Here is a 16,282-nt window from a genome sequence, read left to right on the forward strand (position 1 = left end):
TGGCTCATTGGAGTGGCTTAGCCAATAACTTGGCAAGGCTAATACATTTGCTTAATTTTGCGGCGAACGCTCGACTACTACCATACATGCCCGGAGAACTATTCGTTAAGTTAAATGCACTCCTGATCCGAAACAAAGGTGCTTTTTATATAAGCCTAGCCATAATAACCGGGATTCTGGGCTATGGAGTCTCCCGCCTCCGCATATCTGAAAGCATTTTTGCCACCCTGCCGAAGGGTAAATCTTTTCAGGAATTTAACCGTTTGGTTGAAAGTAAAAACTTCATCAATCAAATTGTATTTTCCTTAGAAAGAGCACCTGGGCAGGATCTTTATGAAACGGAAGAGAGGGTGATGGAGCTGGCCGACAGCCTACAGACCTTTTCCCGAATCACCCATATCTCCGAATCACACCCAGATGCACAGCAGATCATCTACCAATGGAGTCGGCAGAATTTCGCGGTGCTTATCGACAGTAGCTATTATGCGGTGTTCGACCACCGCACACATCCTGATTCGATTGGCAATACAGTGGCAAAGGTCCGCCAGCAACTACTGGCTCCTGGGGGAGGCTTTGTAAAATCCTTTCTCCTCGACGATCCTCTTGGGCTCAGCAGTCCCTATTTTCAGCAGCTTAATAAAACCAATAACAGATCTAACCTGACGGTAGAGGACGGACTTCTGCTTAGTGCCGATGGCCGACAAGTCATGGTGCTGGCCAATACGGCCTATCCTTCCGGAGACTCCCGACAAGATCTACTTCTTTCTGAGGAGCTGGATGCATTCAAAGAACGGTGGAACCTCCGGTATCCCGACCAGCCATTGCAGTATTTCGGCACATTCGAAATATCGGCTCGCAACGCCAAGCAGATTAAAACCGACAGCTACCTCACTGCCCTATTATCTCTGGGTCTGATCCTTTCCCTATTATACTGGTATTATAGAAAAATCGGAATTCCTCTTTTGCTCGCCCTTCCCGGTGCTTTCGGGGCCTTATTTGCCCTGGGGATGATCGGTTTCTTCCGTCCCGAAGTGTCAGGCCTCTCCCTGGCCACAGGGGCCGCAATTTTCGGAATACTCCTGGACTATGCCATTCATTTCTTTACGCATTATCAGCATGAAAGATCGATTTCCCGAGTCCTGAACGACATAAGTGCACCCTTGCTCACCGGGAGCTTTACCACCCTTCTAGCCTTTGGTGCACTGCTATTTGCCAACTCAAGCGTATTACAAGATTTCGGACTGTTCGCTTCTTTGGGGCTTTTTGGAGCTGCCCTCTTTACTCTTGTCGCCCTGCCCGTGCTGATTCATAGTTGGGGACTTAAATGGGACCACACTTCCAAGGGAGCACCCAGGCTCCCAGGCCTTAGCCCCGTTTGGAATCGATATCCCTTCATGACCTTGGGCTTTATTTTCTTGGCTACTTTATTTTTCTTATATCACGCCCAAAATATCCGATTCGATAGTCAGTTTGAAAACCTTAGCCTTCAGGACGAAGGACTTCAAAGCCGGGAAGCACAGCTGACAGGCCTCGATCCTTCTAAGGAGAAACGTATCTATGTTTTTGCCGAAAACGCAGACCAGCAAAAAGCCGCCGAGGCCAATTTTCGAGCCTATCAGCTTTTGACTAACCTTCAGTCGAAGGGAATGGTAGGTAACTTTCTCTCCGCCGCTGCCTGGGTGATTCCCCAGCCGACTCACAGGTTACGTACGCAACGCTGGGAAACATACTGGACCCCGGAAAAAAAACAGGAGACCATAAGCCTTCTAAGGCAACAGGCGTCCCAGCAGGGTTTTGAACCAGATGCTTTTGAGGGGTTCGAGAGCTGGTTAAACCGGAGCGATACCACCGGGCACCCACATGCCCTTTTGGAACGAATCGGGATGGGCAATCTGGTAAATACCGAAGCAACGAAAACAACCTATATTACTCCTATCACCCTGCCCAATACGTCCGTAGCCGGCGTTAAGGAGCGACTCAGGAGCCTGGAAGGAATTGTAGTATTCGATCGTGGGGAATTAGCTTCTGAACTGGTAACCCTGGTAAAAGACGACTTTAACTACCTTCTGGCCCTCTCGGCTTCAGTAGTATTTATCACGCTACTCCTTGTTTTTGGACGTATAGAACTGGCCTTGCTCACCTTTTTGCCTATGGTTATTAGCTGGATATGGATATTGGGCATGGCGGCTTTACTAGGCATCGAATTCAATTTTGTCAATGTCGTGGTGACCACCTTTATATTCGGGTTGGGCGACGACTTCAGCATCTTTGTGAGCAATGGTTTGCTGCAGAAATATCAATACCGTCGAAATAGCCTTGCCTCCTACCGGAGTGCCATCTTGCTCTCCGGGTTTACCACCCTCCTGGGAACAGGTTGTCTTATATTTGCAAAACATCCCGCAATTCACAGCATTGCCTTGATTAGTATGCTGGGGATCACCTGTATTTTGCTCATGTCTTTCGTAGTGCAACCGGTTCTGTTTCACATTTTCATACAAAATCGAATAGATAAAGGCAAGGCACCGGTAACCTTTCTCCCTTTTCTGATCAGCGTCAGCAGCTTCACCTATTTTCTGGTAGGCTGCCTCATCATGCATTCGCATCTGGTGACCATTGCCCTTTTGCCGATCAGCAGAATTAAGAAACGCAATTTAATGAATGGGGCTCTATCCTTCTACGCCAGAACAGTTATCTACTCGGGCCCACATGTCCGTAAAAATATCAGTGGACTGGCTCATATAAATCCTGAAAAACCGGCCATCTTCATTGCAAACCATAGCTCCTTTCTGGATATATTGCTCACCATTATGATCAATCCCAGGATGGTATTGATGGTCAAAGGCTGGGTATACAACTCTCCATTTTTCGGTCCACTGATCCGCTATGCCGGTTATATGCATGCTGAGAATGGTCCGGAAAAAAATCTGGCTGATGCCCGGAAACTTATTGCAGATGGCTATTCTATCTTGTTATTTCCTGAAGGTACCCGATCTCCGGACGGCAGAATAGCGCGATTTCACAAAGGAGCCTTCCTGCTGGCCATGGAGCTGGGGGTCCCCGTGCAACCCATCCTCATCCATGGGGCTTCGGAAGTATTACCCAAAAACGATTTTGTGATACAAAAAGGCGCCTTAAACGTACGGGTGCTGCCTCCCATCGATATTCAGGACCCTATCTGGGGCCAGCAGCTGAGGGATAAGACCAAAAACATCTCCACTTACTTCAAATCTGCCCATCATGCCTTTACTCAGGAGATGGAAACACCCCGGTACTTAAAGCATCGGATCTTTACCAATTACGTCTTTAAGGGGCCAGTACTCGAGTGGTACTTCAAAATTAAATGGCAGTTGGAGGCTGAAAATTTCGAGCAGTACCATCAGGAAATAGGCAGCAGAAAACGAATCCTTGACATAGGCTGTGGATATGGTTACCTATCCTTTTATCTTCATTATAAGGATCCTGACCGTTTTGTAACCGGCATCGATTACGATGCGGAAAAAATAAGCATTGCAGAACATGCTTATAATAAGACGGAGCGGTTACAATTTGTTAATGGCGATATCATGCAACAGGATCTTGGAGAGCAGGATGTTATTTTCCTTAATGACGTGCTGCATTATCTCTCGGCCGAAAAACAGACTCTTTTACTGTCGCGGTGTGCAGCAGCACTTTCAAATGAAGGAATGCTTTTTATCCGGGACGGGGTGACTGATTTTTCAGCGCTTCATAAAAATACGCGACTGACGGAAAAACTTTCCACGGGCCTCTTCAATTTTAATAAGAAAAAAGAGGATTTCCATTTCTTTCACTCCGATGAAATTGCCCGATTTGCATTGGCGCATAAAATGGAATTGAAAGTAAAAAGACATTCTGAGAAGACGTCGAATGTTCTTTTTACCCTAAAACGAGCCAGTTACTAACTATTTTTGTAAAAATTTGAAGTACTAAAGGGTAATAAAGTATATTGGGTCGCATTACAACAAAATACCTAACCAGGGGAAATTCTCCGAAAGATGGAAGATATAGAATCCAGGACATATGATTTTGTTATCGTAGGCAGCGGCCTGGGAGGCTTATCCTGTGCATATATCCTGGCCGCCGAGGGAAAGTCGGTTATTGTATTGGAGAAGAATCACCAGATCGGAGGAAATTTACAGGTATACAGTAGGGAGAAATCTATCTTCGATACAGGGGTACACTACTTGGGAAGTATGGATCCTGGTGAAAATTTATATCAGTTTTTTAAATATTTCAAAATACTGGATGAACTGAAGCTACATAGACTCGATGAGGACTGTTTCGATGTGATTCGCTTCGCAGATGGGAGTCGCTATTGCTATGCTCAGGGCTATGAAAATTTTCAAAAAAAGCTCGTGGAGTATTTTCCTGAGGAAAAAGAAGCCATAGCTCAATATTGTTCGAAAATCAAAGAGATCTGTGCTTACTTTCCTCTTTATAACCTACGGTCGGGAGGAAAGAATTACCAACTGAATAATGAACTACTGGAGCTGAATGCCCATGATTATATTGCCAGCCTTACGGGCAATGTACGTTTGCGGAATGTTCTGGCCGGCTCCAACCTGCTGTATGCAGGCTATAAGGAAACGACCCCCTTTTATGTACATGCACTTATTCTCAACAGCTATCTGACGGGCGCCTATAAGTTAATCGACGGGGGTTCCCAAATCGCCATTCTGCTGAGCAGACGTATAAGGGAAATGGGTGGCACCATAAAAAAGCGACAGGAGGTTGTTGGCGCTAAATATCATGATAATGGCGCCGTCCAGAGTGTACTGCTAAAAGACGGAAGTGAAATAAAGGGCCATCACTTCATATCTAATACTCATCCGGCGGTGACTATCGATATTTTTGGTGAGGACCGGTTTCTTAAAATATACAAAAATCGGGTTAAGTCCCTGCCCAATAGCATTTCCACTTTCCTGGTACATATTTCCTTTAAGAAAGGGACCTTCCCCTATCTCAATTATAATATTTACCAACATCATCAGGAGGATGTATGGGAGGCCACCACCCCCAGATCGGAGACATGGCCCGAGAGTTATTTCATTTGCACACCAATATCCGGAAGGCATCCCGAATATGCTGATTCTATGACGGTAATGACTTATATGGACAGCGCAGAGACCGAGCCATGGGCAGATAGCTTCCGGACTGTGGCCGATCAGGGGGATCGGGGGGAAAGTTACCGCAATTTTAAAAAGCAAAAGGAAGAACGGGTCCTTCAATATATTGAAACCGTCTTCCCGAATATCCGAGAGAAAATACTAGCCGTACACAGTGCTACCCCCCTCACTTTCAGGGACTATCTGGGCAATAAAGATGGTAGCCTTTATGGCATACGGAAAAATTCGCAGCACCCTAATAGTACGCAGATTAACACCAAAACTAAGATACCCAACTTATATCTTACCGGTCAGAACATTTCTCTGCACGGAATATTAGGAGTAACCGTAAGTGCCTTTGTAACCTGCTTTTCATTTGCAGACAAGGAAAAACTAATAGGTCAAGTTAAAAATGCTTAATCATGGTAGAAATTGATGTCCTGATCATCGGTGCCGGACCTGCGGGCACCGTAGCCGCCTCTTATCTTGCCAACCAAGGATATAAGGTATGTATTCTGGAAAGAGATACCTTCCCACGTTTTCAGATTGGAGAGAGCTTATTGCCATGTTGTATGGATCATCTACAGGAGACGGAGCTTCTGGAAGCGGTTTCACAGTTGGGCTTTCAGAAGAAAACCGGAGCGGCGTTTATGAAGGGGAGTCAGCGATGTGAGTTTTATTTTTCAGAACAATTTACCCAGGGTTGGACCTGGACCTGGCAGGTAAAAAGGGCCGAATTTGACCTGGCGCTTGCCGAGGCGACCCGGCAAAAAGGTGTAGACATACACTATAATTGTACGGTGGAGCAGGTATTCTGTAGCCCTACGGAACAGAAAGTTACTTATAGGGACGGGCAGGGAATCACGCAACAGGCCAGAGCTCGCTTCCTTATAGATGCCAGCGGTTATGGCCGGGTACTGCCTCGCTTATTTAATCTGAACAAACCTTCCAATTTTCAACCACGTGGAGCGGTGTTTGCGCATGTGGTAGACCAAAAGCGCTCTCTGGACGAGAGCCAGAACATTTTTGTACATGCCTTTAACGATTTTGAGGCCTGGCTCTGGGCCATTCCATTTTCGGATGGAACCACTTCGGTGGGCATCGTCAGCGATCAGAAAACGACGGAAAGGCTGGCAATGGATCAGGGAAAAGGGTATCTGGAAAGAATTCAAAATTTTGAAGATCTTCAGGGGAGATTTTCCCAGGCACCATTAGTCTTTCCCCCCAAGGTAATGCTGGGCTATTCTATAGGAGTTAGCCGCATGTGGGGGGAAGGCTTCGTACTTGCGGGCAACAGCACCGAATTTCTGGATCCAATATTTTCTTCTGGAGTTACTTTCGCCACTTCTTCCGGACTGAGGGCGGCCAAACTGACACATAGGATGTTTCAGGGTGAAAATGTGGATTGGCAAAAAGACTATGAAGAACAGGTACAATCGGGACTGGAGGTCTTTCGCAGCTATGTGACTGGCTGGTATAACGGAGACTTTCAACGCATTGTTTTTGCCAGTGAGATAGACCAGGGATTTAAAAAGCAAATCTGTTCCGTCCTGGCCGGCTACGTATGGGATCTGTCCAATCCTTTTGTCAAAAAACACGATACAATTTTAGCTACTCTGGCTAAGGTCATAAAAATGAAAGAAAGCCTTAACCAAAATCCAGAAGCCTAGGGTTCTCCTACCCTTACCTATACAGCCTTCAAAAGTTGTAAGCCATGTTGAAAACCCTGATATTGATTATAGATCAGGATGTGCCGGCAAGGAGAATTCAGTTCACCATTTCTAATAAAAGCTTCGGGTAGTCGCCCCTCTTTGAGGAGCTGAACGCCCAGCCAGGTTCCAAATGCCACAGCGGTAGGATATTCCCCTGTCCACTGTTTATAACAGATTAGTAACTTTCCTGCGAACAACTCATCATATACCTGCTGGTAACTCGTATCGGTACGCTGATCCCCGTTGAAACCCAAAATAATGGCATCCAAATCATGAACAGTCATTTGGTTTTTCCGCAGAAAGTCTAAAATCCATTGCTGGGGACCTTCGGAGTTCATATAGCTGGTAGCCTGCACATCTGCTATTTGTGCCAGGGATTGTTCGCTTTTTTCCTGTTCCAGCACAAACCAAGTGGCTCCTTCTCCGCAAACGGTCCCCTTTGTTGCCGAATCTAGCAAATGCTGGCTATCTACGGGTTCCTTTTTATAAGAACCTTTCAGCCAATCTATATTATAATTATAGTCCGATATTTCATCCACAGCACCCAGCAATAATCGTTTGCTTTCGCCCAAATCCAGTCGTAAGGCTGCATCCTGAAGCGCATTTTCGAAGGCGAGTCCATGATGGACATGGGTGATATTATAACCAGTTGTTTTAGTGATCAGGGCCAGGCTTCCGGCCACGGCATTAGGGGTGCTCTGCACAAAGTTGGTTGGGGTGAGCGTACCTTCCGCATAATCTACAATCTGGTTCAGAAATTTCAGGCAGTCGTCGAGCCCCCCATTGGCAGTAGCCAGAATGATCCCGTCCATATGGGACCAGCGGCCGGCAAGGGTTAGGCCGGCTCCTACCCCCATGCGAAGGGCTCTTCCCATTCGTCGGAGCTGGCTGGAGGGGATCAGGCCCATATAATTCGGTTCTATGGCAAAAAATCTGTTCCCCTTTAGGTTGAGGGGAAAAGAACTAAAAAAATCCGACTCCGTGGTTCGCTGAGCGGATATGCAAATCGTGTCGTTTATATAAACCATCTTAAGAATAAATTTCTCATACCATCATTATCCCCCTCTGTCACTCCTATATCACCCCAGCCTGGATCTTATAATTCTCTAGTAAAGAGCTGTATTCCTCGACATTAGTATTCTTTTGTTGCTCAGTCCAGTTCAGTTCTGAGGCCATCAGGTCAGCTACGTACGGTATGGCAAGCAGGCAGGCATCCCAGTCCATAATTTCTAACCGGGTCCGGCGAGCCAGGAAGTCCCTAAGCGTCAGGACCATTTCCTTACGTACCCCGTAGATAACTTCCGCCGCACAATAGGGGTAGTCTTTATGAATCCTATGTTTCCATTCGGAATTGATTAAGGTCAGCTCTGCCACTTCCATGGCCAGACTTCCATATTTTGAAAGCAGATGCTGGCTCATCTCCGTATCCAGACCATAACGGGCGCTTACCTGTTTCCAGAGATCATATCGATACCCTACTCCGCCGGTAAGTATATGCGTTTCGGTTGTACAGGGTCGGAACTCCCCCATCAGCCGGTCGACCTCGTCGATGGTATCCTTCGCCATAAGCCTATAAGTGGTCCACTTCCCTCCCAGCAGGCTAATCAGCCCGGAAACGGGCTCTACTTCTACTTCATGGTCGCGCACCAGACTCTTGGTAGATTTGGCTCCATCACCATTTAACAGCGGACGTAAACCTCCAAAACCCGCTTTGATGTCATCCAAAGCAATAGGCTTCTCTAGATAGGGATTAAGCGTATCGGCCAGGTACATTTTTTCCTCCTTGGTTAAGCAGGGTTCTTCCTCCAGGGCCTGATATTCAGTGTCTGTAGTTCCGAGCATGGTTCCTCCTTCAAAAGGAATGGCGAAAACGACCCGCCCATCACTGGTTTTAGGGATTAGCAGGGCATGATTACTTTTGAGTGTGGCCGCTGGTAAGGAGATGTGAACTCCCTTGCTGGGCCGCATACGGGGTGTCAATTGTGTATTTGCCAGCAACCGAACTCGATCGGCATAGGGTCCGGTACAATTTATTACCAGCTTACTATTTATTCCTGACCGCTCCCCGGTTAGGGAATCGGCAATCAGTAAGCCGGTTATTTTTCCCTTGTCATCTTTGTCGAAGTCTTGCAAGCCGATATAGTTGGCGACTACGGCCCCTGCCTGGGCTGCGGCGCGGACCATTGCCAGGCAATAGCGGGCATCGTCGAGCTGCCCGTCATAATAAAGCACGGCACTGTGCAATTTAGATCGGTTCAGGGTTGGCATCTTTTCCAGTACCTCCTTTTTATTTAACCATCTGCTTTTGGGCAGGCTATCCTTGGCGGCGAACTGGTCGTACAGTTTAAGTCCGATGGTAAAATAAAGCCCTTCAATCCAGGAGCCTACCGGAGTAAGCAGGGGGAGTGGACGTGCCAGATGAGGCGCAAGGCTAAGGACAATATGCCTTTCCTGCAGACCATGGCGAACCTGCTTCAACTGGCCAAAGTCTAATTTTTTAAACGCTTGCTCCAGGTAACGTACCCCGCCATGAATAAGTTTTGTTGAGCGGGAGGAGGTCTGACTGGCAAAATCCTGTTCATCAATCAGGGCGACCTTATAGCCCCTTAATACGGCATCTAAAGCACAGCCGGCCCCACTGGCCCCGCCGCCAATTATACATATATCAAAGGATTCGGTTTTTAACTTTCCGAGGGCTAGGTCTCTATTCATGTTCAGGAATGGTATGTTGGCTACTGAGTGAGGCAAAAATACGAATCCGTCAAGAGTATCTGCTGATTATCTCAAAAATAAAGGCAGAGAGCTTATTTCATTTAATAAATAGGCCATATCCGGTGACGTATACCATCTTTTTCAGTCCTAGAATAGGAAAATTCGAAAATAGGTTTACTTTTGAATTATACAAATCAGTTAATTCTTTTAAATAACATTCACACAACATGGGATTATTATCATTTTTAAAAGGTGTAGGCGACAAAGTTTTCAAAAAAGAAGAAGCCACTCCTACTCCTGAGACGGAGCCATTACGTGCCAGTGCCCTTTTGGCACATGTAAAATCCTTGGGACTACCCTATAATGCATTAACTGTAAAAACGACCGGAGATACTGTAACCCTCGAAGGCGAAGTAGCTGCTCAGGAGGACTCAGAAAAAATATCCCTGGCAGTAGGGAACGTAGAAGGGGTTCAGGTAGTAAATAACCTGCTGCAGGTGGCTACTCCTGCACCTGAAGCTACCTTCCATACGGTTGAAAAGGGAGATACCCTTTCGAAGATCGCCAAGACCGTGTACGGTGATGCCATGAAATACCCTGTAATCTTTGAGGCTAATAAGCCCATGCTAACACACCCTGACAAAATATATCCGGGACAAGTTCTTCGCATACCTGCCCTATAGTAAACGGATCGGGCAGATACATAAAAAAGGAGCTGACTCAAATGAGCCAGCTCCTTTTTTATGTATTCGAATCACTACTGATTGTTTTCTTCAGAAGCCATTACGTTCACTGCTACGGTATGTTTCACTTCTTTATGAAGATCGATAGTAGCGGTATAACTTCCGATTGATTTTACGTCATCAACCGTAATTTTCTTACGATCGATATCAAAACCTTTCGACTTTAAGATGTCAGCAACCTGTGTGTTGGTTACGCGACCGAAAATACGGCCACTTTCACCTACAACAGTACGGATTTCGATAACCAAATCTCCGATGGCTGCAGCGATATCTTCAGCATCTTTTTTCAGTTTCTCCGCTTTATGAGACGCCTGACGTACGTTTTCTGCGACAATTTTGCGATTGGAGTCGTTGGCCAATAATGCAAAACCCTGGGGAATAAGGTAGTTACGACCGTATCCTGCTTTCACAGCTACGATATCGTTTTTGTAACCTACTCCGGCGATATCTGTCAATAATATGATTTCCATTTTCGTGCTCTTTCTAATTATTTCAATTGATCAGCAACGAATGGCATTAAAGCCAAATGACGTGCTCTTTTAATTGCTTGGGATACTTTGCGCTGATATTTCAAGCTTGTTCCGGTAAGACGACGAGGAAGAATTTTTCCCTGCTCATTCACCAACTTCAAAAGGAAATCGGGGTTTTTGTAATCAATATACTTGATACCGGACTTTTTGAAACGGCAATATTTTTTGCGGTTGATGTTCTTTTCAACCGGTTCGTTCACTAGTGACATAACTTAAGCTTCTTTAGTTTCGGTTGCTACTTCTTTCTTTCTACCAACAAGACCCTTGCGCTTCTTATCGTTATAAGCCAATGCATGCTTATCAAGAGCAATAGTCAAGAAACGTAATACACGCTCATCACGACGGAATTCAGTCTCCAAAACGTCAACTACTCCACCTTCTTCAGATGAGTATTCGAAAATTTGATAAAAGCCTGAGTTTTTCTTTTGGATAGGGTAGGCCAGCTTGCGCAATCCCCAGTTTTCTTCATGTACCATGGTACCACCATTCTGAGTGATAATCGTACTGAATTTTTCAACGGCGTCCCTTGCCTGGGCCTCAGACAAGATGGGAGTTAGAATGAACACCGTTTCATAATGCTTAGACATACGGTAATTGATTATTTGTTAAATATTATGTATTCCCCACTCCCAGAAAACGGAAATGAGGGTGCAAAAATAGGGCTTAGAAAATGAATTTCCAAGCCCTAACTTCTATTTTCCTGGATATCAGTTTATTTTACCTGGAAATCGGCCTCTCCTATCTTGAAACCTTCACTATAGATTTCTATAACATATTTTCCTGCTTTCATAGGAATACCCCCACGGCCATAATAAATATCTACATTTTGACCTGTGTTGTTAAAGGCGACGGTCTCCTTGGAGCTATAGATCACATCCTGACCCCCATAGGCGAAGGTACCCGAACCTGTGGCCATATCGGAAAGCACAGCCCCGTCCGGATCCAGAATACGCATATAGACCTCTTTCTGATTTTGCTTGGCCACCGCATTTTTCGCCAGTTTAAAGCTCACTTTCAGTTTATCAATACGTTTGGACTTATACTTTCCGCCATCCCGCTCCTTGCCCTTAGAGGACAAAGCATTGATTTCAATATTCTCGGCGCGCAGGGCGGAGGCTATATTCACCTTTTCTTTAAGCTCCCTATTCTGCACCGAATAGGAGGTAATGGAGTCGGCCAGCTGCTGCTGAGCCGCTTCAAGTCCCGACAGTTTTTCGGTAAGTTCCATTTTCTCCGAGGTTATAATACCGAGCTGCTCCTTAAGCTGACTAATCTCCATATCCTTTTGTTTCAGGACCGACTCATACGACTTGATTTTTTTATCATAACTGGATGCTGAGAAGGATGCGACATTTTTCAATTCTCTCTTGTCGCGTTCCAGCTGGTTTTTTATTGCTACCAAGGAATCTACACTTCCACCGAGTTGCTGAATTTCAGCAATGCGGTTATCCAGTTCCACAGAGATAGAATCCAGTTTGGTTTTGATAAGTAGTACCTCTTCCGTTTTAGCGGTGATGATTTCATCCTTTACATTATTCTCCTGTTTTTCATGATAAATGAAATACACAAGTACTAAATTAAGGATAAGCAAAACCGCTAACGCAGCCCACAAAAGGGTTTTTCGGTCTTGTTTCTGTTCCTGGTTATAATCCATACAATGGTTTATTTAGATTTTATACTGGTAAAAGAAGTATGTTTTCTTTAATTTGAAAAATATAGCTCGTTAAAAACTATACTAATGAGCAAAAGTACAATTATAAAAATCTATTAATCATAAAATTACCAGAATTTTAATGCCTAACATCGCGAATAATATTGCACAAATATGTTCAGAACTTGGGGAAAACACCAAATTGGTGGCAGTAACCAAGACCAAACCCCTCTCCGACTTACAGGAAGCCTACGACTCCGGTTTCAAACGTTTTGGCGAAAATAAAGTTCAGGAAATGTGCAGCAAATATGAGTCCTTACCCAAGGATATAGAATGGCATATGATCGGCCATTTACAGTCTAATAAGGTTAAATATATGGCCCCATTCGTGAGTCTTATTCACGGGGTAGACAGTTTAAAGCTTCTTCAAACCATAGATAAGGAAGCAAAAAAAAATAACAGAGTCATCGACTGTCTGCTCCAAATATATATTGCTGATGAGGAGACGAAATTTGGATTGTCGGCCGAAGAGACCTATCAGCTATTATTATCTTCAGATTTTCAAAACCTAGCTCATATCCGGGTTATTGGCCTGATGGGTATGGCGACCCATACCGATAACCAAGAAAAAGTTCGTGCTGAATTCCGTTCGCTAAGATTACTTTTCGAAGAACTGAAGAAGCAGGAGACCCAAAATATGCAGATGAAAGAATTATCCATGGGCATGAGTGGAGACTATCTTCTGGCCATCGAAGAGGGCAGCACCATGGTTCGCATTGGCAGCGCTATTTTCGGACATAGATAACGAATATCAAATGGATCGGCGAAGCCGGAACCTATGGCATGTTTGCGGTGATGACCCGATCCAGATTTTTTTGTACCTTATCTTTTACATATTCGAAAGACATTGCGGCACAGGGCAGCCCGGCTTCCTTAATCAGAGTAGCATTTCGTTCTGTGCCGTAATTACCAGAATACGGGTTATAATCTTTGAAATTATTAAGTGCTCCCATGAGGATAAATCCCGGAACACCCAAGGCGTTGGCTAGGTGAGAAGGACCACTGTCCAACCCTATAAAACCCGCTGCGCGGCCTATTACCGCCGCAGTTTCCATAATAGATAGCTTACCCGTGAGATTGGTATACCGCTCCGAAGGTATGCTCAGATTACTTTTCAGTCCTATTTCCACGATTTGTACCGGGTAATGATCCAAAATCCATAAAACCAGTTGATTCCACCGATCGGCAGGCCAGTCTTTAGGGGCATAATTGGACTGGCAATGTATGGCAATAAAGGTGGTCGGCAGTTTCAGAGCCTCCGCCTTCTTAAGATGTCTGGGTTGTAAGGCCAGGCGAGGCTGGTCGTCTATAGGGAAAATATCACCATTTTGCAGTAGTCCTCCACATTGGGCAAATACCTGTAATAAATTGCCAAAGGCAAAGTAATTGCCTACATGTATATCCCTTTTTACGGCCACAGGATTTTCGCGAAACAACTGACATTTGGGACATTCATTATTATTTCGAAACTGCAGTTCAAAAACCTGATCGAAGATGCCAGTTCCTAGTAACACGGTCCGCTGGGTAACACAAAACTCCTTGTAGACCTGGTCTATATTAGGGTTATACAGGACTAGTTCTGTAAACGACGGCTTGACAAACCAGACAATATGAGCCTTGGGATACCGCTCACGAACCAATCGGGAGATCGGCTCTGCAGCCACAATATCACCAAAATGCTCCGTTCGGATGATGGCGATCAGGGGCCTTCCATACAATCGGAAACGCTTGAAAATCCAAAATTCCAGGAAAGCGCGGTAGCCTAACCAGATGGCTTTCAGCTTATGGGTGTACTTATAGTATCGATGGGTCCAAAGTTGTGTGAAGCGTTGTATTGTCATTATGTACCGTTTGTCGATCGATCGTAAAAAAAACTTAAGTGATACATTAGGAAGCCTATGAGGTGCAGACTAATTTTACCCATGAGCCATACGCCTGGCCGAATGCAGTGCAAAGATTAACTATTCGTCAGGAAAATCCAGCTTATTTTAACAAATAGAAGGCCTTAAATTATAAACCGTATCAAAAACTATGAAATTTTTAATTCAAGCCGGGGGGCTATTAGGGGCATTGGCAGTAGCCCTGGGGGCATTTGGAGCTCATGCATTTAAGGCCATGTTAGCGGCCTCCGGACGGAGCGAGACATTTGAAACCGCAGTAAAATATCAGTTTTATCATGCACTTGCCTTACTCCTGATTGGACTTCTGGTTCAACGGGCTAGCCCTGAGGCTACGCGTATGCTAGGATGGTCGGGGCATGCCATGATTGCCGGAATCATTATTTTTTCAGGTTCCCTATATACCATCTGTTTTACCGGAATTACCAAATTTGGAGCAGTAGCCCCCATAGGTGGACTTTTGCTGATTGCAGGCTGGATCTTACTGGTCTTGGCAGCTTCTAAACTGGCCTGATCTTAGCCCCGGGCCAGGGGGGCTGCCCGCAGGCCCGGGGATTATCCAAGCTCCTTACCCCCTGGAAAGGGTGAAGGGGCGCTGGGCGTCAATTTTCAAAAACACGAAGAGTAGTATGGAGAAGGACCAAAGAGAAGAACCTCCATAACTGAAAAAAGGAAGGGGGATTCCAATGACGGGCATCAGCCCAATGGTCATGCCGACATTAATCATAAAATGGAAAAAGATGATCCCGGCGACACAATACCCATACACTCTGGCAAATCGGCTCCGCTGTCGTTCAGCTAATATTACCAGCCGGCAGATCAGCACTACAAATAGTGAAACTACGATTAGAGTGCCTATAAATCCATGTTCCTCTCCTACTGTGCAGAAAATAAAGTCGGTACTTTGCTCGGGCACGAAGTCGAACTTCGTTTGAGTACCTTCCAGAAATCCTTTCCCGCTGAACCCGCCCGAACCAATAGCAATCTTAGATTGAATTACATTCCAGCCGTCGCCACGAGGATCGGAATCCGGATCCAACAAGACCATAATCCGGCCTCTCTGGTGTTTTTGCAGGACATTATTCATAAAAAAATCTACTCCAAATACGAAGCCGATCATTAGTCCGGAGATCAGGACAGTGGCCATGAGTCCGCCGTTTCTGCGCGTAAGGGTAGGCATCATCCATATGACAACAGCGGCAATAAAAACGATCACCGCAGCTATATACCATTTGGCGAAGAGCAGGGTAATGATCAGTAAAGCGGCCAGAATCATACCAATAGCAGGAATGATTCCCGGCATGCCCTCCCGGTAGAGTACCACCGCAAATGAGGCAAAAACGAGCATAGAACCAGTTTCGTTGGACATCAAAATGAGCAAGGCTGGCAAACCGATTATGCCTATGATGGGATAATAGTCCTTCAACTTCCGGGTGAGGCTAATGGCCGGATCACTGAGATATTTTGCGATGGCCAGACTAATGGCAAATTTAGAAAACTCGGCCGGTTGCAGGGAAAAAGCGCCAATCTTAATCCAGGAACGAGAACCATTGATATTGGAACCCGCAAATAATACCAGAATGAGCAGGACAATGATAATGGCATATATGACAAATGAGAAAGTTTCGTAGAACTTATAGTCGATCACCAGGATACAAATGATCAGCAGTGCCGCTGTCCCGATCCACATCAGCTGCTTACCAGCATTATTGTTTAAGTCGAACATGCTGGTTTGCGTTTCAGGATTATAAACTGCAGCATAAATATTCACCCAACCTATAAAAAGGCAGGCAATATAGATGAGCAGTACTACCCAATCCACATTTTTCGTCATCGGCTTGCTTTCAGCCATA

The 16,282-nt window shown here is 45.4% G+C and carries 14 protein-coding genes; 6 read left to right on the forward strand and 8 right to left on the reverse strand.

The window, feature by feature from the left end; all coding sequences use genetic code 11:
* The first annotated feature begins 86 nt into the window (after positions 1 to 86).
* From X939_RS0103890 to X939_RS0103900, 3 genes are all read left to right on the forward strand, one after another.
* The gene (locus tag X939_RS0103890; RefSeq protein ID WP_025761955.1) at positions 87 to 3,920 is read left to right on the forward strand and encodes a 1-acyl-sn-glycerol-3-phosphate acyltransferase; all 3,834 of its coding nucleotides are present in this window, start codon (positions 87 to 89) and stop codon (positions 3,918 to 3,920) included.
* 93 nt (positions 3,921 to 4,013) lie between these two features.
* The gene (locus X939_RS0103895) at positions 4,014 to 5,543 is read left to right on the forward strand and encodes a phytoene desaturase family protein (RefSeq protein ID WP_025761956.1); all 1,530 of its coding nucleotides are present in this window, start codon (positions 4,014 to 4,016) and stop codon (positions 5,541 to 5,543) included.
* Between the two features lie 2 nt (positions 5,544 to 5,545).
* Complete coding sequence (locus X939_RS0103900) at positions 5,546 to 6,793, forward strand: NAD(P)/FAD-dependent oxidoreductase (RefSeq protein ID WP_025761957.1); 1,248 nt, start codon at positions 5,546 to 5,548, stop codon at positions 6,791 to 6,793.
* A 17-nt stretch (positions 6,794 to 6,810) separates the two neighbouring features.
* On the opposite strand, the gene X939_RS0103905 is transcribed toward X939_RS0103900, so the two are convergent.
* Together X939_RS0103905 and X939_RS0103910 are read right to left on the reverse strand one after the other, a co-directional pair.
* The gene (locus X939_RS0103905) at positions 6,811 to 7,863 is read right to left on the reverse strand and encodes a beta-ketoacyl synthase chain length factor (RefSeq protein WP_025761958.1); all 1,053 of its coding nucleotides are present in this window, start codon (positions 7,861 to 7,863) and stop codon (positions 6,811 to 6,813) included.
* A 46-nt stretch (positions 7,864 to 7,909) separates the two neighbouring features.
* Positions 7,910 to 9,547, reverse strand: coding sequence for a glycerol-3-phosphate dehydrogenase/oxidase (locus X939_RS0103910; protein WP_025761959.1), 1,638 nt, complete (start codon positions 9,545 to 9,547; stop codon positions 7,910 to 7,912).
* 227 nt (positions 9,548 to 9,774) lie between these two features.
* Here X939_RS0103910 and lysM point away from each other — a divergent pair, with 227 nt between their 5' ends.
* Positions 9,775 to 10,230, forward strand: coding sequence for a peptidoglycan-binding protein LysM (lysM, locus tag X939_RS0103915; RefSeq protein ID WP_025761960.1), 456 nt, complete (start codon positions 9,775 to 9,777; stop codon positions 10,228 to 10,230).
* Between the two features lie 74 nt (positions 10,231 to 10,304).
* Here the strand turns inward: lysM and rplI are convergent, their stop codons facing one another.
* From rplI to X939_RS0103935, 4 genes are all read right to left on the reverse strand, one after another.
* Complete coding sequence (gene rplI / locus X939_RS0103920) at positions 10,305 to 10,760, reverse strand: 50S ribosomal protein L9 (protein ID WP_025761961.1); 456 nt, start codon at positions 10,758 to 10,760, stop codon at positions 10,305 to 10,307.
* A 17-nt stretch (positions 10,761 to 10,777) separates the two neighbouring features.
* Positions 10,778 to 11,029 carry a 30S ribosomal protein S18 gene (gene rpsR / locus X939_RS0103925; RefSeq protein WP_025761962.1) on the reverse strand — a complete coding sequence of 84 codons (252 nt, stop codon included), beginning with the start codon at positions 11,027 to 11,029 and terminating at the stop codon, positions 10,778 to 10,780.
* Positions 11,030 to 11,032: 3 nt separating this feature from the next.
* On the reverse strand, positions 11,033 to 11,407 hold the full coding sequence (gene rpsF, locus X939_RS0103930; RefSeq protein ID WP_025761963.1) for a 30S ribosomal protein S6: 375 nt from the start codon (positions 11,405 to 11,407) through the stop codon (positions 11,033 to 11,035).
* Positions 11,408 to 11,532: 125 nt separating this feature from the next.
* Positions 11,533 to 12,474, reverse strand: coding sequence for a DUF8428 domain-containing protein (locus X939_RS0103935; RefSeq protein ID WP_025761964.1), 942 nt, complete (start codon positions 12,472 to 12,474; stop codon positions 11,533 to 11,535).
* A 139-nt stretch (positions 12,475 to 12,613) separates the two neighbouring features.
* Here X939_RS0103935 and X939_RS0103940 point away from each other — a divergent pair, with 139 nt between their 5' ends.
* Positions 12,614 to 13,276: a YggS family pyridoxal phosphate-dependent enzyme gene (locus X939_RS0103940; RefSeq protein WP_025761965.1), complete on the forward strand. Its 663-nt coding sequence runs from the start codon at positions 12,614 to 12,616 to the stop codon at positions 13,274 to 13,276.
* A 31-nt stretch (positions 13,277 to 13,307) separates the two neighbouring features.
* Here X939_RS0103940 and X939_RS0103945 read toward each other — a convergent pair whose 3' ends face one another.
* Positions 13,308 to 14,372 (reverse strand): glycosyltransferase family 9 protein, encoded by a 1,065-nt coding sequence (locus X939_RS0103945; protein ID WP_025761966.1) that lies wholly within the window; start codon positions 14,370 to 14,372, stop codon positions 13,308 to 13,310.
* Between the two features lie 190 nt (positions 14,373 to 14,562).
* On the opposite strand from X939_RS0103945, the gene X939_RS0103950 reads away from it, so the two are divergent.
* Complete coding sequence (locus tag X939_RS0103950; protein ID WP_025761967.1) at positions 14,563 to 14,943, forward strand: DUF423 domain-containing protein; 381 nt, start codon at positions 14,563 to 14,565, stop codon at positions 14,941 to 14,943.
* Positions 14,944 to 14,997: 54 nt separating this feature from the next.
* Here X939_RS0103950 and rodA read toward each other — a convergent pair whose 3' ends face one another.
* Positions 14,998 to 16,281, reverse strand: a complete 1,284-nt coding sequence (gene rodA / locus X939_RS0103955; RefSeq protein WP_025761968.1) for a rod shape-determining protein RodA — start codon at positions 16,279 to 16,281, stop codon at positions 14,998 to 15,000.
* Position 16,282 lies beyond the last annotated feature (1 nt).

Source organism: Dyadobacter tibetensis Y620-1, from assembly GCF_000566685.1.
GTDB classification, from domain to species: domain Bacteria; phylum Bacteroidota; class Bacteroidia; order Cytophagales; family Spirosomataceae; genus Dyadobacter; species Dyadobacter tibetensis.